Origin of the sequence: Ramlibacter alkalitolerans (assembly GCF_016722765.1) — a bacterium.
Classification (GTDB): domain Bacteria; phylum Pseudomonadota; class Gammaproteobacteria; order Burkholderiales; family Burkholderiaceae_C; genus Ramlibacter; species Ramlibacter alkalitolerans.
The window spans coordinates 95997-112741 of sequence record NZ_JAEQND010000013.1 but is presented as its reverse complement, the minus strand read 5'-3'; the positions used below and the strand labels follow the sequence as shown (position 1 = coordinate 112741).

Annotated in this window: 16 protein-coding genes; all 16 read right to left on the bottom strand. The window is 65.3% G+C overall.

The features are described from left to right. Window positions 1-119: 119 nt before the first annotated feature. The 16 genes from JI746_RS21960 to JI746_RS21885 all read right to left on the bottom strand — a co-directional run bounded on the left by JI746_RS21960 (window position 120) and on the right by JI746_RS21885 (window position 16738). Window positions 120-1040, bottom strand: a complete 921-nt coding sequence (locus JI746_RS21960; RefSeq protein WP_201692420.1) for a tyrosine-type recombinase/integrase — start codon at window positions 1038-1040, stop codon at window positions 120-122. Between the two features lie 199 nt (window positions 1041-1239). Further along, window positions 1240-2775 carry a DUF3363 domain-containing protein gene (locus JI746_RS21955; RefSeq protein ID WP_201692419.1) on the bottom strand — a complete coding sequence of 512 codons (1536 nt, stop codon included), beginning with the start codon at window positions 2773-2775 and terminating at the stop codon, window positions 1240-1242. An 18-nt stretch (window positions 2776-2793) separates the two neighbouring features. Next, window positions 2794-3120, bottom strand: a complete 327-nt coding sequence (locus JI746_RS21950) for a hypothetical protein (protein WP_201692418.1) — start codon at window positions 3118-3120, stop codon at window positions 2794-2796. A gap of 8 nt (window positions 3121-3128) precedes the next feature. Next, window positions 3129-4496 (bottom strand): TrbI/VirB10 family protein, encoded by a 1368-nt coding sequence (locus JI746_RS28260; protein WP_201692417.1) that lies wholly within the window; start codon window positions 4494-4496, stop codon window positions 3129-3131. A gap of 66 nt (window positions 4497-4562) precedes the next feature. Further along, window positions 4563-5753, bottom strand: a complete 1191-nt coding sequence (locus tag JI746_RS21940) for a TrbG/VirB9 family P-type conjugative transfer protein (RefSeq protein ID WP_201692416.1) — start codon at window positions 5751-5753, stop codon at window positions 4563-4565. A gap of 21 nt (window positions 5754-5774) precedes the next feature. Further along, the gene (locus JI746_RS21935) at window positions 5775-6452 is read right to left on the bottom strand and encodes a VirB8/TrbF family protein (RefSeq protein ID WP_201692415.1); all 678 of its coding nucleotides are present in this window, start codon (window positions 6450-6452) and stop codon (window positions 5775-5777) included. Between the two features lie 77 nt (window positions 6453-6529). Further along, a complete protein-coding gene (locus tag JI746_RS21930) occupies window positions 6530-7828 on the bottom strand; it encodes a type IV secretion system protein (protein WP_201692414.1) in 1299 nt (432 codons plus the stop codon). 34 nt (window positions 7829-7862) lie between these two features. Continuing rightward, a complete protein-coding gene (locus tag JI746_RS21925) occupies window positions 7863-8519 on the bottom strand; it encodes a hypothetical protein (protein WP_201692413.1) in 657 nt (218 codons plus the stop codon). Window positions 8520-8759: 240 nt separating this feature from the next. Beyond that, window positions 8760-11219 carry a TraG/VirB4 family ATPase gene (locus tag JI746_RS21920; protein WP_201692412.1) on the bottom strand — a complete coding sequence of 820 codons (2460 nt, stop codon included), beginning with the start codon at window positions 11217-11219 and terminating at the stop codon, window positions 8760-8762. 5 nt (window positions 11220-11224) lie between these two features. After that, window positions 11225-11539 carry a VirB3 family type IV secretion system protein gene (locus JI746_RS21915; RefSeq protein WP_201692411.1) on the bottom strand — a complete coding sequence of 105 codons (315 nt, stop codon included), beginning with the start codon at window positions 11537-11539 and terminating at the stop codon, window positions 11225-11227. Between the two features lie 8 nt (window positions 11540-11547). After that, window positions 11548-11853, bottom strand: coding sequence for a TrbC/VirB2 family protein (locus JI746_RS21910; RefSeq protein ID WP_201692410.1), 306 nt, complete (start codon window positions 11851-11853; stop codon window positions 11548-11550). Window positions 11854-11965: 112 nt separating this feature from the next. After that, window positions 11966-12940: a P-type conjugative transfer ATPase TrbB gene (gene trbB, locus JI746_RS21905; RefSeq protein WP_236600038.1), complete on the bottom strand. Its 975-nt coding sequence runs from the start codon at window positions 12938-12940 to the stop codon at window positions 11966-11968. Continuing rightward, the gene (locus JI746_RS21900; RefSeq protein ID WP_201692409.1) at window positions 12937-13497 is read right to left on the bottom strand and encodes a hypothetical protein; all 561 of its coding nucleotides are present in this window, start codon (window positions 13495-13497) and stop codon (window positions 12937-12939) included. Before JI746_RS21900 ends, trbB begins: the two co-directional genes overlap by 4 nt. A gap of 81 nt (window positions 13498-13578) precedes the next feature. Next, a complete protein-coding gene (locus JI746_RS21895) occupies window positions 13579-14511 on the bottom strand; it encodes a hypothetical protein (RefSeq protein WP_201692408.1) in 933 nt (310 codons plus the stop codon). Between the two features lie 675 nt (window positions 14512-15186). Next, a complete protein-coding gene (locus JI746_RS21890; protein ID WP_201692407.1) occupies window positions 15187-15525 on the bottom strand; it encodes a hypothetical protein in 339 nt (112 codons plus the stop codon). Between the two features lie 100 nt (window positions 15526-15625). After that, window positions 15626-16738: a hypothetical protein gene (locus JI746_RS21885; RefSeq protein ID WP_201692406.1), complete on the bottom strand. Its 1113-nt coding sequence runs from the start codon at window positions 16736-16738 to the stop codon at window positions 15626-15628. Between the last annotated feature and the right edge of the window lie 7 nt (window positions 16739-16745).

Sequence of the window (16745 nt, the reverse complement as noted above, 5' to 3'; positions counted from 1 at the left end):
AGCGCTACGAGTCGGCGAGAAGGTCTACTTTCCCCGCGCCGGCCGCGAAAAGGGACACGACGGCGGTGCTGGCCGCTCGGTGCACGGGCCGCACGGGCGGCAAGTTCCCGCGCAAGGCGCTAGTCCAATAGCGCGGCTGCACGCCAAGCCTCAGACGCCGGCAGCAGCTGTTCGGTCGTGCGCTCCAGCTCATGCCCAAGCCAGGCCTGCACCTTGTGCACCGGGTGCCTAGCCAGCCAGGACGCCCCGCGCGTGTTGCGCAGGAGCATGGCGCCCTCGTAACGGCGGGACACGCCCGCTTCTTCCAGCAGCTTCTTGACTTGCCTAAACAGCGTCGAGGCGGCGAGAGGCGCGCCGGCGGTGTTCGCGGGAAACAGGAGTTCCCCCGGGATGCCCAGCGCCTTGCGCTCGGCGAGCCAGCCAAGCACCACGTCGCGCGTCTTCCAGTGCAGCGGCACGGTGCGCTCCGGCCGCGGCTTGTGCGGCATCACCCAGACGCTTGTGCAGTCCGCATTCAAATCCTTTGAACGCAAGGTGAGGATTTCAGTCGGGCGCAGCCCTGCCCCCGTGAGCAGCCACAGCATTGCGCGAAAGCGGTGGTGCTTCCAGCCTTCCTTGCGCGGCAAGGCGCGGAAGACCGCCCTCACCTCGTCCGGCGTCAGCGCTTCAGGCTCTTCGCGCTCCGGGGCCTGCTGCTCCAGCAGCAGCTCGTAGGCGGGGTTGTCTTCCTGGCGGCGTAGTGTGCCCAAGTGCCGGTACAGGTCCGTGAACACGAGCAAGTAGCGGTGCCGCGTCTCCGCGCGAAGCTCACGCGTCGCCAGGAACAGGTCCAACCGCGCGGCATCGAGCTCGTGCAGCGCCCTGCCCTGCTCCTGCAGCCAGGTCAGAAGGCGCAGGAACTGGCCGCGGTAGATGTTGAAGGAGCTCGGACGCAGCTTGCGGCCGCCGAACTCACGACCCGTGAGGAAAGCCTCGAATGCCGCGACCGGCTCTCGCTCCCATCCGCGAGCGTCCCACGTGAACAGCTGCCCTGTTGCCATCCCGCAAGCATAGTCCAAAAACGCAATAAACGCACAGGCAAGTGGGGCTCGACGCGGCGCTCTCTTTGCTATCAGTGAACTGCCGTCAAGCGGTCGCTCCGGAGTGGTGGTCGGGGCGGACCGCTGCGCGTTTATTGCATTTTCCACAGAAGCAGGAGAAGGACCCTTTCGGGCCCAGATTTCTCGACGCGCACAGGCTTCAGAGGCGCCCGGTCTTGCCGTAGTCAGCGTCCAGCGGCTTGAATTCGATGCCATCGCGCTCGCTGTCGTCCATGACGAAAGCCTTGGACTTCGCGCGCTCTTTCGACTGGCTGCGCTTGGCGTCCCAGCGGGCGATAGTTCCAAGACGCGTGAGCTCGTCGAACCGCTGCAGCATCAGCCGGCGAGCGCGGTTGGCGAACGTGTCCAGCGTACCGACCGGCTGCTCGAGCTCCAGGTCACGGAAGAAGCGCGAACGCACCAGGCGGTCGACGACGTGCTCCGGGATGTCCGCGTACTGCGCAATGGTGAGCGCCTTGTCGGCACTTTCTGGCGGGCACTCCAGCACGGCCACCTGCCCCGGCACCAGGGCCGCCTCGGAGCTCTCGAGCTTGAAGTCGTGCAATACGTAGTGCACCTTGCCGTCTGCACCTTCCAGCATTGCATACAGCTTGTCGGAGCCCTCGTCCAAGCCCGCACCGAGCACGCGGCCGACCAGCCAGCCACCGGGCTTGAGCACGGTGTTCACCAGCGGCGCATGCTTGTCCAGGATAAAGGCCTGGTGCTTGGCCAGCGCCTTTTGCTTGTCCTTCGTGCGCGTGAGCCGGCGCAGCGCCTCTTCGAGCGAGGGGTGCAGCCGCCACTGGTTCTTGAACATGCCCTGGCGTTCCGCGAAGCCCATTTCCTCGAGCTTGGTGAGCCGGTCGCGCAGCAGGTTGTTGCGGCGCAGGGAAACCATGTCCGTGGGCGCACGCAGCACCAGCTCGAAATCCTCGTTGGCGCGCTTGACCAGTTCCTTGTCCAGGCTGGTGAAGCGAGTCAGGCCCACTTCGCGCAGCTTCGCGGTGTACTCATCGTGTTCGGTGCGGTAGCCCAGGCGCTCAGTCATTTGCTCCTGGGCGCGCTGCCGCATGCCTTCCTTGATGTAGCCCGGATGCATGGACAGGGCCTCGCCCAGGTCGTCGCGGCCGCGCAGGGCAACGTGCACGTGTGGGAACTCCGTGTTGTAGTGGTCCACGGCAACCCATTCGAGCTTGGTGCCCAGGTCGACTTCGAGTTGCTTCACGAAGCCGCGGGTGAAGTCCTGCAGGTCCACGCGCTTGCCGAACTCCGGCGAGATGATGAGCTTGAACATGCGCTCATCGCCCTCGTTTTGCCAGCCGGCCAGGCGGTGCGCAACAGACACGCCCGTGCCGTGCGCATCGAAACCGGCACCCTTCTCACCTTGCTTCTGTGCGCCTTCGCGCTCCAGGTAGATGCCGTGCTGGCGCCAGTGACCGGAGCTGCCGTTGGAAACATAGGAGCAGCGAACGCTGCAGCGCTGCTGGCCGGGAATGGTGTTGCGGATGGCGGACGTGCCGCGCGCACCGGCAAAGCGCCGGCGGCTGCCGCCCACGAAAGCGGCCTGGGGCTGCTTGGGGGGCAGGAACTTGCGTGCCTTCCCGCCGTACGGGCGCAGCTTGGTTTCCGGGAACGGCTCAATCGACGTCCGGATGGACGTCGTGATGCTGGTTTTGATGCCGGTGCGGATGCCCATTCATGGCCCCTGCCCGGCTTACGTTGCGCCCAGCGAAGACCGGACGGCGAGCTCCACGTAGTGGTTCAGCGAGATGTTGTGGCTATCGGCGCGCGCCTTGGCCACCTGAATCATCTCCGGGTCCGTCCACATGCTGATGGTGTCCGCGCCGCGCGGGCACAGCAGCTTCCAGGTCTTGGCCTTCTCGACGGCCTGGCTGGACTCGTTGAAGTACGTGATGGCGTGGCGCAGGACGTCGCTCTTGGTCACGTCCCCCGCGCTGCAGTACTGGGCCAGCGCCTTGAGCGTCTGCCGGCTCAGGCGAAAGACGTGGCGCTTCTTCTCGTCGATGACGGTTTCGCACATGGTGCTGCTCACTTCTTGGTTTTGTTGTAGGGGCCGGGGAACACCATGTCCTTGTTGACGATGATGTTGAACGTGTAGCCGGGGCGGATTTCGAGCGTGGGCTGCACGCCCAGCTGCTTGCTCGCCCACTGCGAGCCGACCTGGGTCAGCGCGCTCATGCCAGCCTGCGCAGCGGCGCCCGCGGGGGTTTGCACGTTCGTCGAGGCCGGTGCGACGGCGGCGTTGACGCCACCCACCAGCGACAGCAGCAGCGCGCCCTTCACCAGTTGCCACGTGTGCGTGTTCACCTGGTCTTTGAAGCCAGCGTAGCCCTGCCCGTCCGCGCCCTGCATGCCCTTCAGGTCGAAGGACGACCCGTCCGGGAAAATCAGGCGCTGCCACACCATCAGTACGCGCTCCTGGCCGGTGGACACTTCGCTCTGGTAGGAGCCGATGAGGCGGGTGCCCTTCGGGACCAGCAACCACTTGCCCGTCACGGAGTCGTAGACGTCTTCGCGCACCTGGCCGATGACCTGGCCCGGCAGGTCGGAGTTGATGCCGGAGACCATCACGCCGGGAATCACGCCACCGGCCTTGAGCTCGTACTTGGACAGCGCCGCTTCCTTGAGGGACTTCAGGTAGAAGTCGCTCGGCTTGTTCGCCGCTTCGCTCAGGAACGCTTGCTTGCGGCCCTGGATGTTGGGGTCCTGCGCGGCTTGGGCCATCGCCGCCATCTGGGCGGCAGCGTCGGGGCCCGCCGCGGGGGCAGCGCCGAAGCCGCTGACGCCGGCGGGGGCTGCGTAGGGGTTCGCGGCGGTAGCTGGCGCGGCACCGCTGAAGCCAGCGACCGCGGAGCCGGAGTCATACGCCTGCAGCTGGCGCCCGTTCGCACGCATGGCGACCTGCTCGCGACGGCGGTCTTCAGGCGTCGGGGTCTGGGCCGCAACGGGGCCGATGCTCGGGCCGGGCTCTCCCATCAGGTTGGGAACGGCTGGGCCGCCCGCCGCCTGCGCGGGCATTTCGCGCGCAGGAGTGCTCAGGCTGAGGGCCGGAGCTTCCGGCTTCTCCGATTGCACCAGCACGCCGTCGGGGATGGACCCGAGCCAGTCGTTCGTGTGCGCCTGCTCGAGAGCCTTCTGCTTTTCGTTGATGACGCGCTCAGCCAGTTGGCTGCCGGCACCTTGTTGCTGCGGCGTCGACGGGCCGGAGCTCAGGTAGAACATCACTGCGGCGCCGCAGCCAAGCAGGCCAAGCACGGCGTACAGGCCGGCCTTGTTCAGGCCCTTGACGCCGGTGACTTTTCCGCGGAGCTCCACGGGAGCCTCGCTCGGGTCTACGACCGCCGCAGCTGCGTCGGCAGCCGGGGTCTTCTTGAAGCGATTGAGGAAGTCCTTCACAGGCGTGCTCCGTCGTGGTTTTGTTGGAAGTGCTATCCCTTTTTTGACCGCGCCCGCGGCCCGGCGTTAGAAGATGCCGAACAGCTTGGCGCGGCGGCCCTTGGTGATTTCGACCTTGCGCTGCTCGCGGCCCACGCCAATCAGCAGGGTGGTCTTGGCGCCCACGCGGTCGATGACGTAGAAGCCATCGCGATAGCGGTAGTTCACCAGACGGTCATCCACCATCACGGCCGGCGCGTCGTTGGACAGGTCGGGCATCTGCAGGAACAGGCGCTTTCCGTCGTCGAAGACTTTGGTCGGCTTGAGCATCTCGTCGCCCTCGACCGAGTAGTCCAGGTTCACCTTGGCCATGTCCACCTGCGCGATGGGCGTTTCGCCTTCGTCGGCCTTGCCTGCCGCAGCCGCAGGATTGGCGCCCACACTCCACGTCTGAACGACGTCTTGCGGGTAGTACCAGCCGATGCGCGGCACGAAGTCGGTCGGGCTGGACTTCAGCGTCAGGGTGTACGTGCGCTTGCTGGTGGTCACCAGGACGTTGGTCGAGATGACGCCCTCGTCTTCCGAAATCATCGGCTTGACGACGATGTGCTGCGTGGTGCCTTGCTGGGCGGGGGACAGCTGCCAGCGCGCGGTGTCACCGACGCTCACGTTCTGGATGGTCTCGCCTGCTTCCATCTCGATGTCGCAGATGTGCAGCGGGGCGCACACCAGCACGGGCTCCATGAGGCCGTACGGGAACTTGACCACGCCGTTTTCGACGTGCACGCCGGTCGTGCGACCGAGCCACTTGTTCAGGGCGACGAGCGCGGGCTCCATCTTCTCGCCGGTGGGGCCACCCGCGGCGGCTTCCACGCCGCGCGCCTTGGGGGCAGCGGCGGCAGCCGGAGCGGCCGCAGCGGACGAGCCGGCCGACTTCTTGCCGGTGGACTTCTTGGCGGCGGGCTTCTCGCCGGAAGTCACGGGCACGGCCAGGCCGGGGCCCACGGGCTTGATGTTCGGCACCGAGGCGGAATCGACCACCACGGCGGGGCCGGAAGGCGTCAGCTGCACCGGCTGCAGCACCGTCTGGCCAGGTCCGGCGACAGGCGTGGGCTTGGCGGTCGGGCCGACTGCGGCAGCGGCAGGCACCGGCTTGGCCGGCGTGCCTTGGAACATGCCCGACAGGTCGGGAGCGTCGGCAGCACCTGCTGCGAAGGCTACCCCGGAAGCGAGGCACGCCGCGGCCGCGATGCTCAGGGCGAACAGTTTGGTTTTCATGGTGAGTGTCTCCAGGCGGGGTTACTTCGTGAGCACGCGCGACCAGCTCAGCTGGGTGATGTAGATGCCCAGGGGGTTGAGGCGAGCCATCTCCTCGTTCTCGGGCGGCTGAATCTTGATGGTGGCGATGGCCTTCCACTGGCTCTTGCCCTCGAGGGTGCCGTCCAGCGCGCGGCGCTCCTCGGTCCAGTCGATTTGCCACGTGTCCTTGGAGATGGGCAGCACGCTGGCCACTTCCACGTTGACGGTTGCCGTGCGAGCGATGACCACCGGATTGGTCTCCGACTTGGCGTCACCGAGCTTGAAGTAGTCGGCCAGGTACGACTGCACGGGGCTGTCCGCCATCACCTTCACGCGGGCGAACTGCTTTTTCAGCACAGAGCCGTCCGAGACCACGCTGCGCGCGTCGCTGATGAAGCCGGCGAGCATGAACTTCACCAGCTTTTCGCTGGTGACGCTGCTCGGAGTCACCTGACCGACGGCGACAGAGTGGCCCAGGCGGTCGACTTCGACGACGTACGGGACCACCTTGGACTGCAGGCCCTGGAAGACATTGCCGGCGGCGGAGATGACCAGGCCCACGCCCAGCACGGCCGCCAGCACGCGCGCCGAGTGCGCACGCTTGATGTACGAGCCGAAACGCTCGTTCCATTCACGCTTTGCTTCGAGGAAGCGGTCTTTCTCGGTGTAGTCGGACATTTGTTTTCCGGGGTGTTCGGTTTGGCTATACCCGTATGACAGTCCAGACGGGCACTTATTCGCTGGACACCGGGGTGTCAGCCGCCAATCTTTCCGGCGCGGTCACCGCCGCCGGGGCGCAGTCCGGAAGCCATGGACTTAGCGCCCGTATAGACGGCTGACCCCAGCTGCATTGCGCCCCCTACCGCTTTCGGCGCCTGGTTTACCGCAGCCTGCCCGAGAGTTGCCCCCGCTTGCGCGACCTGCCCCGTGCCGCGCGCGGTGTTGGCCGCACCGGACGCGGCATCCTGCATCGCGCGCCCGGCGAGGGCCGACGAGTTGCCCGACGGCGAGGCGGACATCAGCGCCTGGAACGTGGCGGGCACGTGCTCGATGATGAGCCTGTAGGCATACACCAGCACGGCCATCAGCAGATAGCCCTTGAACAGGTTCACCCAGAAGTCGTTCGCCTGTTCGGGCGTCACGGCCATCGGCTCCAGCAGGATGCGCCGCACGATGTCGTTGGCGAAGTCCGTGACCAGGCCCCCGAGAACCGTGACGATGGCAACAATCAGCGCGAACTTCATCAGGTAGCTGACGATGAAGCGGAACCACTGGTCACGGTACTGCGTCGTCCACTCGCTTCCCGCGCCAGCCAGGTAGAACAGCCCCAACGAGCCGATGATTGCGAACTCGATGTTCAGAACGACCACCTGCAGCGCAATGTGCACGTAGGCGAACAGGACGTAGGCCGCAGTCGCCCACGCCACAATCATCGAGAGCAGCCCGAACACCACTCGAACGGCCGTTCCCTTGATGTCCAGGTCGGCCCAAGGCGCGCTGAACCAGCTCTTCTCGGACGCCGCCGTTTTGCCTGCAGGCGCTCCCCAGGCCTTGAGAGACGACGCGCCAATCTGCTCCGCGAGCCGGGCTCCAGTGGAGATGAGCTCCTGCGGGTTCTCGATGGCGTGCACGTCGGCGCCTCGCGCCCACGGTCGCGCGAGCTGCGTGGCGGAGTTCTTCACTTCGTTCAACGCCTTGACTGCGAGGCTTTCTCCGTGACCGGGCACGCCGAGGATTGCCGCGTAGAGCGCCAGATAGAGGACCTTCTTGGCCACTTCTGCGAAGATTTGTTCTGCGCTGGCGTCGGAGAACATCCACTTCATGCCGTCCCAGAAGAAGCTCAGGCCCGCGAGCAGCCAGAACAGGCTGATGGCGTAATTGAGCACTTCGGCCCTGCCGGCGTCGAACTGGGTAACCACCTGCCGCAGCAGCCCCGAAAGGCCGTCGAAGTTGTTCGCTGCGGTTGCTTGCGCAAAGGCCGGCTGTGCGCACAGCAGCGCGAGCATCGCCAAGACGGCGAGCACGACCCACTTGTTCACTTGAGAGAACTTCATTTGCGCTCCGTGGTCTTGTCTGGCTTCGTGCCGCTTACTTCAGGTTCCGTGCGCGCGCCAGGCCGGCGTCGATGGCGTTCTTGGTGCCAGCTTCCATTTCCCTGGCGTCGGCTTCCTTCTTCGCCTCGTCGGTGATTTGCTTCTGCATCTGGTAGGAGTTCCAGGCAGTCTGGCTTTGCATCATGTTCATCGTGAGCTGACGTCCACGACGAAGCTCCTCGGCGATGTAGCTGTTGATTTGGTTGCCCGCCTGCACCGCGGCGAGCTGGCCGGTGGCGGAATTCGAGCGGGCGCGCAGTTGCGCCAGGACCTGCGCCTCGGTCTCCATCTGGTCGGCTTGGAAGCCGGCGGCGGCCAGGGCGGAGTACATCGCATTGCTGGTGTCGCCGTGGAGCGTCGCCATCTGCGATTCGTAGTTCTCGGGGACCTTGCCCGTTGCCTTCATCTGGCGCAGCAGTTCGCTCTCGTAGCCCGGATAGCGCGCGCGATAGGCCGCGTCCACGCCCTGGCTGGCATAGCTCAGGGCGCCGGCCTGCTTGGCGAGGCGGTGCAGTTGCAGGAACTGGTTCTCCAGCCCGCCGAAGTCGGTCGGGTTTTGCAGCGTGCGGGTGAGGGATTGCGTCTGTTGCAGCGCCTGTTCGTACTGGCGCTTCATCTGGTCGACCTGCTTGACCAGTTCGCCGTTGTTCATAAGCTGCGTCCATTCGGACGCGCCACCACTGGCAGGGCCGCCTGCCATGGCAGGGGAGACAAGCGCGAAAGCAGCGGCGAGGGCGATGAGGTGCTTTTTCATGGCGGTATCCAGTGAACGCGAGAGTTCGGTTCCCTGTTAGACCGGTGAAAGTGGCGCTCGTTAGCCCTCGGTCGCTATACCAGCGCGAAAGACCGCCAACCCGAAGGCCGCGGTCTTTTCTCGGCGGACCCGCAAGGGTTAGGCGGGTGCCTTGTTCACTTCGTCCTGGAAGCGCTCAGCCCAGTCGTGCAAGCCGCGGTGGCGCAGCCAGTAAGGCACCCAGTTCGCCGGCTCGTCGCCATGCTGGCGAATAAGCGAACGGATGGTGGCCAGGTCGTCCTTGCCCGAAGCGCCGATGAAAGCGAGCGTCAGCGGCCGCAGTCCCAGGCCAATCAGGCGCTTGCCCAGGGGCGAGGTCACGTAGTAGTGCGCCTTCGGCGTCGCCGTCGCGATGATGTCGATTTCGGTCTCGTTCAGACCGAGCTGCTCGTACATCTTGCGCGAGTACTCGTTCTTCGCCTCGCGGTTCGGCAACAGAATCTTGGTCGGGCAGGACTCCAGGATGACGTCCTTGATGCGCGAGCTCATCACGTCCGAGATGGACTGCGTGGCGAAAATCACCGCGCAGTTGGCCTTGCGCAGCACCTTCAGCCATTCCTTGATTTTGGCCTGGAACAGGGGATGGTCCAGCAGCAGCCAGGCCTCGTCAAGCACCAGGATGGTCGGGCGGCCGTCGAGGCGCTTCTCGATTTGCCGGAACAGATACAGCAGCACCGGCACCACCCACTTGTCACCCCGCTCGCCCATGCTCATGAGGTGCTCCAGCTCGAACACCTGGAAGCGCGCGTCCGCGAGGCTGTCCTTGTCCGAGTCCAGCAGCGTGTTGAGCTGCCCGCCCTGCACGTAGGGCGCAAGAGCATCCCCCAGCTCGCGGTCCATCATCTTGGCCTGCAGCGCCTGCAGGGTGCGGTCGTCAGCGTCGCTTGCCAGCAGGTCGATGGCGTCCTTGATGGTCTTGCGCTGGGAGACGCCGACCGTCATGCCTTGCAGCGTGACCAGCGTCTCCACCCAGTCGCAGGCCCAGGCGATGTCCTGCACCGTCTCGAGCTGCCGCAGCGGGTAGAACGTCAGGTCGGAGTTTTCGCCGAGGATGTCGTAGTGCACCCCGCCCGACGCCCTGCACAGCGGCAGCGCAGAGTAGCCCTTGTCGAAGAAGAAGACCTGCGCCCGCGGGTAGCGGAAGAACTGCGCGGCGATGAGCCCGAGCAGGGTCGACTTGCCGGCGCCCGTGGGGCCCAGCACGGTCGTGTGGCCCAGGTCACCGACGTGCAGGTTGAACCGGAAGGGGGTGCTGCCGGTCGTCTCCGCCATCAGCAGCGCCGGCGACTGCTTGGGGAAGAAAGGGGACGAGTTGTGTGCTTCCCCCGGGTACACCCGGGTCAGGGGCAGCAGGTCGGCCAGGTTGTAGGTATGCAGCAGCGGACGGCGCACGTTCTGCACGCGGTGCCCCGGCAGCGAGCCGAGGAACGCCTCGATGGTGTTGACCGTCTCGATGCCCGCGACGAAACCGACGTTCTCTTCGATTTTCTTCTGGATGGCGCGAGCGGCTTCCATGACGCGCTTCTTGTCCGTGTCCATCAGGACCACGGAGCTCGTGTAGTAGCCGAACTTCACATCGCCGGCAGAGGCCTCGTTCACGGCCGCATCGGCGTCGGCAGCCAGGCTGGCCGCGTTTCCGTCCTCGAAGACAGGCGAGACGCCGGTGCCACCGCTCACGTGACCACGCACGCCCAGGCGCTGGCCCCAGAAGCGCTTGCGGTAGCTCTGCAGCTCCTTGACCGCAGCGCCCTTGTCCATCGCCACGAAACGCGTGTTCCAGCGATAGATGCACGGCACACCCGCGAGCACGTCCAGCATGCCGGGGGTGCTCAGAGCCGGAAGGCCCTGAATGGAGACCACTCGAATGTGCTTGTCGCCCAGCCGCGGCTCGTTGCCACCCACGAAGTCGTGCGCTCCGAGCAATGCGTCCAGGTACATCGGGATGTACGGCATCTTCAGGGGCGCGAACTCCCCGCGGATGGTGAGGTACAGGAAGCGCAGCATGTCCTGGCAGGACATCGGCGCGATGTCGACCCAGCCGCCGCCGGCCATCAGCCGGAAGAATTCGTCTGTGCCCTGCTTGAACTTCACCAGCTCCCGCGTGTGGTCGGTCTCGTCCGGAGTGCTCTCGTCCTTGCTTTCCAGCAGCTTGAACATGAACGAGGTCTTGCTGACCGGCGGCTGGTAGCACAGGGTCAGCACGAAGTCGTTCTCGAACTGCGCGTCGCGCTCCATGTAGCTTTCGCGGCGCTCGCGGTCGATGAGCGTGGTCACCGCTTCCGGGAAGGTGGAGCTCGGATAGCCCTTGGCCGGCCGGCGGGCGACGTCGGCATGGATGGACCAGCCGTGGTCCAGGCGCGCCAGCGCTTGGTTCACCTGCGCCGCAAGAGACTCGAGGCCCGCTTCCGTGCTGGAAGCAAGGTCAGGTCCTGCGAAGGTGGCGCAGGTCATGAAGGAGCCGTCTTTGCCCATGAGGACGCCTTCGTCCACGAAGGCCGCCCAATTCAAGAGGTCAGGAAAGCCGACGGCTTTCGGGCGGAATTCTTTGAGCGAGAGCATTCGGATTACTTTCCGGCGAGAGGCTGGTGGTTCGGAACGCGGGCGCAGGGGTGCGCACGCGCAGGGTAGTAGTGCTGATACTGCACGTACCTGAAATAGGCTTCCATCGCCTGGTGGTCACGCTTCGTCAGCTTCGCCATCGCCACGTGCACGCCAGCACCGCCGGCGGCCACAAGCAGGGCCAGCCACACCATGCCGGAGACAATCGCCCAGATGACGAGCATCACCACGGCGGCGCCGTTGTAGATGGCGTACTCGCGCGGTGCGCCCCCGAACTTGGGGGCGTACACCAGCGACGGGTGGATGACGCGGTGCGCCATGGCTGCCTTTAGAACAGGAAGCCTTGCGAGAAGAACGTCTGGACCACCTGTCCACCACCGAGGACGACGGCGCCGGCGATGGCAAGACGCAGGATGGTCTTCAGGTGGCCGTGCTCGCTGGTGAACGCGGCAATGGCGCCGCCGAGGATGGCCAGCACCAGCATGCCGCCGCCGGCTGCCTTGGTGACGTTTGCCACCTTCGTCAGGGTGGTGGTGATGCCCAGGCCGTCGTCGCCGCCGCTGGCCAGAGCCAGGCCGGACAGGAGCATCAGCGCGAAGCCGATGCCGATTTTCGAGAACTTTGCGGTTTTCATTACTTGCTCCAAAAGGTGCGGTTGCGGGGTTTGCACTTGTATTGACAGCGGCCGCGGCGAGTTATTCCATCCACGCGCCGGCGCCCTGCTCCCTTCGCCTGAACACGCCCGCCTAAGCGGCCTCGACGAGATAGCGCTGCTCGCCCGCGTCGTAACCATGCACGCGGGCGAGCTGCGACACTTTTCGGCCGGTGGACGTGCGCTCGATGAATGCGACCAGGTTGACCGCTTCGCCAATCAGCGTCGGCTGCGGCGGAACGCCGGCTTCCTGAATCAGTTGCTCCATGCGGATGAGGCCCGCCTCGGCGCTGTTCGCGTGCACGGTCGAAACGCCACCGGGGTGGCCCGTGTTCCAGGCCTTCAGGAGTGCCAGGCACTCCTTGCCGCGCGTCTCGCCGACCACGATGCGGTCAGGGCGCAGGCGCATGGCGTGGCGCAGCAGGTCGTTCATCGTGACGGTGCCGCTGGTGACCAGCTCCACCTTGTTTTCAGCGGAGCACTGCAGCTCCGGGGTGTCCTCGATGATGAGGATGCGCTGCTTGGCGCCGGCGACCTCGGCGACGCGCTTGAGAATTGCGTTGGCGAAGGTGGTCTTGCCCGAGCCGGTGCCGCCTACCACCAGGATGTTCTTTCGTGCCTCGATGGCCTGCGCGAGGACGTCGCAGTACTGCGGCGACAGGATGCCGTCGCGCACGTAGTCTTCCAGGGAGAAAACGAGCATCGCTCGCTTGCGAATTGCGAAGAACGCCTGGCGGGCCGTCGGCGGGATGGAGCCGGCGAAGCGGCTTCCGTCCAGCGGAAGCTCGCACTCCAACTGCGGGCTGTCAGGGGTCACTTCCTTTTCCATCAGCTTGCCGATGGACAGCACCGCGCGAAACGCGCTGTTTGCATCGAGCTTGCCGGCGAGCACCATGCCCTCGCCCACCTTGTCCAGATAGATGTTCCCGTCGGGGTTCACCATCACTTCCACGACACGCTTGTCTTCCAGGCCTGCCATGACGACCGGCCCGAGCTCGCGCCGAAGACGGTCCATGTCGTTTTGGCGCTTCTTCTCCGCGTCCGTCATCGCGGGCTTCAGTTCGTTCATTGCGAATTCCTGTCGTCGAGGTCTTGAACGACGCGCTCCATCACGGCGGAGCGGCCTTGGTCGCTGATGCCCTTCACCAGCGCCTTGCGCAGTGCGTCATAGCGGGTCTGCGCCAGTTCAGCCACACGGCGGCGGTCGGTTTCCGGGACCTCGGGCACGTTGGCCACGAGGAACTTGGTGAGCGCGTCCGACTGCGCCATGACGACGTTCAGAAGGAAGCCCACGACCTCGATTTGCTCCTGCATCTCCTGCAGGGTTTGCGACACGCGGGCCTCAAGGCGAACGAAGTCCTCGTGCACCGAGGAGCCCTGATAGCGGCCGTCCGTTGCGGCCAGGATGCCCTGGCGCAGATTGGTGTACTCCTTGGCGTACTCCATCAGCACCTTGGCGTTGGAGACCCCTCTGAGTTCGGCTTCGCGCTTGAGCCACAGGTAGTCGTCGCCCGACACGGTGACGGACACGACGGTGCGCAGACGCTTCGTGGCGTCCTTGTCGGCATCGTCACCTGCGGCTTGCGCCTGTTCGGCGCCGGCAGATTCGGTGGTCGGGTCGGTCATTGGGGCTTTCGTTATTCAGCTAGAGCCCTTTTGACCGATGTGCTGCACATCTGTTAGCTGCAGCGGGTTTGTTGAGGGCGTTTAGCGCTCGGCACCCGCTGAAGAACGTGTTTTCTGGGGTTGCGGGTTGCGCGGGGCAATCACGATTTCGTAGGCCTCGCCGGTGAACAGCAGACTGAGCTTCTCGAAGGTCTTGTTAAGCGCCTTGAAAAGCATGGTGCCCAGGTGGCTGCGGAAAGGCGTGTTCAGCACGTTGGCAACGTCCTGCGTGACGTCCTGGCCGCTCGCGTGAAAGCGCCAGGTCGCCGGGGCACCCTGCGGCGAGACAGACGTGCACTGGCAGTGCAGCTCCTTCAGCCCCATGCCTTTGAGCCGGTCGAACGAGGCACGCACTTCCGCTGCGCGGATAAGCACTTCGCGCGCGCGGTCTTCAGGCATCGTCATGACCTGGGCGCGCAGCGCCGGCGACGGCACATAGACGTTGCCATTGGGTAGCGGGAAGGCTTCCTCGTGGTCGTCCTGGCTGCGGAACTGTTCCGCGGTGAGCACCAGGCCGTAGTCGGTGAACGGGAAGTAATCCGGCTGCTTTCGCTCGAATGCCCGCACCGCGGACTCGCAGACGTCCGAAACAGTGGCGTCGACCTGCAGCGGGCGCTCGCGCTTCCAGTACTCCTCGACGCGCTCGGCGAGCATGGACTGCTGCGTGCGCGTTCGGTTCTCCGGCACGATGCTGACGCCTTCCTTCAGGAACCAGCCCGCCTGCGCCAGGTAGCTTTCGCCAGCAGCATCGACTTCGGCCGGCGACAGGGCGCGAAACAGGTCCGCACGCGGAAGCGGCAGGAGAACCTGGCCGGGGTTGGCGCTGTGGCCGGCAGCCACGAACTCCGCCTGGAAGCGGCCCTGGCCGAGGTAGCTCACGGCCAGCAACGACTGGTCGCCGCGAGCGCCGCCCTCGGCGAGCGTGGCCCGAAGGCTCCTTTCGAGACGAGCCTTGAGCTCGGTGCGGTCCAGCATTGCTTTGTCTCCGATGCAGTTCTTCTTCCAGCTTGGACAACTGAAAGTGCTCGGGATTTGCTTGACACGCCGAGGACGCCACAAGTCAGGAAGCGCCCTGCCCGCCGCGCGGCCCTGTGGAAACCTGCCGGCTGCGCTCCAACCCTTGCGAAGGGCCCTTGGCTGGAAAAGCCGCTTGTCGCGCTCGACCAGCCTCGGGGCTTCTTCAAAAAGAAGAAAAGGATGGTTTTTAGAAGGACTGCCTGGAAGGCAGGACTTCGAGGGTAAAAGCATCCCATACCCGAAGAACGAATCTTCGAGGCATGCTTGTACCCTGCACCGGATGGTTCAAGGGTCTCGCAGACATGAGCGCCTGCTGCGAGTTGGCCAGACTATCGAAGGGGCGTCCCTTCCATCCCACGCTCTAGCCACGAGCATCCACGTCGCGCCCTTGGGTCCCGCATTGGCGCAATTTGGGGCGAAGCCCCCTACGACTGGTAGCGCGGTGGTTGAAGTCCCCCCTCTTACCAGAAGAGACCGCCCTTTCGAGTGGTCCGTCTTGTATAGACACGGCAGTTTCAAATAAGCGCTGCGTGCCGAACCGCGGCGAATGCGCGGCGGAAGGCTTAGACCGGGGCCGCAAGGCGATATTTCGGCCGCCGGGCTACGCGGGGCCGGAAAACGTGTTCGGGAGCGTCACGGGGCGCTATGCGAGGCCCGCAACCGTGCCAGAAATCGGTCCAGGATGTCCTCGGCCTCGTGCAGCAGCGCATTGAGCTGGTCGTCACTTTCGACCAGTCCGCGCAAAAAAGTCATCGTCGGGCGGACACCGCCGCCATTTATTCGTCGCGGCAGCACCCACACAGCGTCGCGGTTTTCGAGAAGCAGGTGCTGCACGGCGTGGGCAACTTCATCTCCGCTGAAAGGCTCGCTCGTGACTTCCAGCGCGCGCGAGGCTCTGGCGCGACTGCCCGCGAGCACGTACTCGCCGCTGGCCGGCGCGTGCTTGAGGCGGCAGATGAAAGTTTCAGGCATGCCGCATACCCGTTTGCCCAACAGAACGGCAGTCTACGGCTGCGCGTGTTCCCTGAGCCATCAAAAAAGGCGGCCGCAGCCGCCCCTTTCATGACCTGCGTCAACGGCCCTCGTTCGACCTTCCCGTCTTGCGCAGCTGCACCGCTTCTGCCACGGTGACTGGGCGGGACGGGACGGGCACTTCGGCCGGGTCGGGCATCTGGGCGTCGGCTGCCGCCTGCAGTACGACGCCGCGCCGCTCGTTCAGGGCCTTGCCCTTTTTCAGCTGCTGCACTGCGAGGTGCTTTTCTTCCACGGCGGCCAGGCTGGGCCGGCCCACCTTGACGGCACCGGACAGGCGCGTGTCCATGCTGTAAGTGATGGACGCAGGGTCGCCGATTTGCAGGGTGGCAGCGTGCTGCTTGCCGACACGGTGCACAAGGTAGGTCGCCCGCACGACGGTGTTCAGCACCACCGCGTCTCCGGTCTTGGCGACGACGATGCCCATGTGGGTGCCCATGCTGCGCGGTGACGCAAGAGCGAAATGCGCCACGAAGTCCGTCGGGTCGTCGAGCCTGGTAGGTGCCATGAGCGGAATCCCGGGCACGTCCTTCAGCAGCTTCCTGATGTTCGTGCAGATTTCCTTGACGACGCCGGTGGCCAGCAGCGCCTCGACTTCCTGCTTGGCCTGTACGTGGCGGATGACGCGGCCCAGCAGTGAAGACGCCACGTTCTGATTCGCGACGCGCAGCGTGCCGAGCGCCTGGCGGACGGCGCCGGTCTCCCCGGTGGCGTCGAAGTCTGCGGTGACGCCTTCCTTGTTGAAGTTCGGGGACGTGCAGTACGTCACCTCGTAGCCTTCGGGACAGCTGGTCACGTGCACGAAGTCGGCGAGACGCTCATCGCCTGCCGCCCACATGATGGTGAACGCGCCCGGGTTGCTGTCGTCGAACGTCAGGCCGGGGGCGACGCGCCGCGCGAAATCGGGGTCGTCGCTGACCAGAGCGCTGATGCCACGCTTGACTGCGAAATGAACGTCGGGCGGGGGCGTCTCGAGGGCCGGCGCGACCACCGGTTCGGCCGGTTCCGCAGGGGCGTCGTCATCGTCCGCAACCGTAAGGTCGCCAGGGGCAGCTTCGACGAAATAGAAGTCCAGCGCGAAGTCTTCCCCAGCCTCGATAGGCTCGATTTTGTCGCCGTGCTCCAGGGTGGCGGTGTCGTCGGTGTGTTGCATGTTGCTC

Coding starts and splice junctions, on each gene's coding strand:
- JI746_RS21960 (WP_201692420.1), bottom strand. CDS start 1,040: ATGGCAACAGGGCAGCTGTTCACGTGGGACGCTCGCGGATGGGAGCGA.
- JI746_RS21955 (WP_201692419.1), bottom strand. CDS start 2,775: ATGGGCATCCGCACCGGCATCAAAACCAGCATCACGACGTCCATCCGG.
- JI746_RS21950 (WP_201692418.1), bottom strand. CDS start 3,120: ATGTGCGAAACCGTCATCGACGAGAAGAAGCGCCACGTCTTTCGCCTG.
- JI746_RS21920 (WP_201692412.1), bottom strand. CDS start 11,219: ATGCTCTCGCTCAAAGAATTCCGCCCGAAAGCCGTCGGCTTTCCTGAC.
- JI746_RS21915 (WP_201692411.1), bottom strand. CDS start 11,539: ATGGCGCACCGCGTCATCCACCCGTCGCTGGTGTACGCCCCCAAGTTC.
- trbB (WP_236600038.1), bottom strand. CDS start 12,940: ATGAACGAACTGAAGCCCGCGATGACGGACGCGGAGAAGAAGCGCCAA.
- JI746_RS21895 (WP_201692408.1), bottom strand. CDS start 14,511: ATGCTGGACCGCACCGAGCTCAAGGCTCGTCTCGAAAGGAGCCTTCGG.
- JI746_RS21900 (WP_201692409.1), bottom strand. CDS start 13,497: ATGACCGACCCGACCACCGAATCTGCCGGCGCCGAACAGGCGCAAGCC.
- JI746_RS21910 (WP_201692410.1), bottom strand. CDS start 11,853: ATGAAAACCGCAAAGTTCTCGAAAATCGGCATCGGCTTCGCGCTGATG.
- JI746_RS21935 (WP_201692415.1), bottom strand. CDS start 6,452: ATGTCCGACTACACCGAGAAAGACCGCTTCCTCGAAGCAAAGCGTGAA.
- JI746_RS21930 (WP_201692414.1), bottom strand. CDS start 7,828: ATGAAGTTCTCTCAAGTGAACAAGTGGGTCGTGCTCGCCGTCTTGGCG.
- JI746_RS21940 (WP_201692416.1), bottom strand. CDS start 5,753: ATGAAAACCAAACTGTTCGCCCTGAGCATCGCGGCCGCGGCGTGCCTC.
- JI746_RS21890 (WP_201692407.1), bottom strand. CDS start 15,525: ATGCCTGAAACTTTCATCTGCCGCCTCAAGCACGCGCCGGCCAGCGGC.
- JI746_RS21925 (WP_201692413.1), bottom strand. CDS start 8,519: ATGAACAACGGCGAACTGGTCAAGCAGGTCGACCAGATGAAGCGCCAG.
- JI746_RS21885 (WP_201692406.1), bottom strand. CDS start 16,738: ATGCAACACACCGACGACACCGCCACCCTGGAGCACGGCGACAAAATC.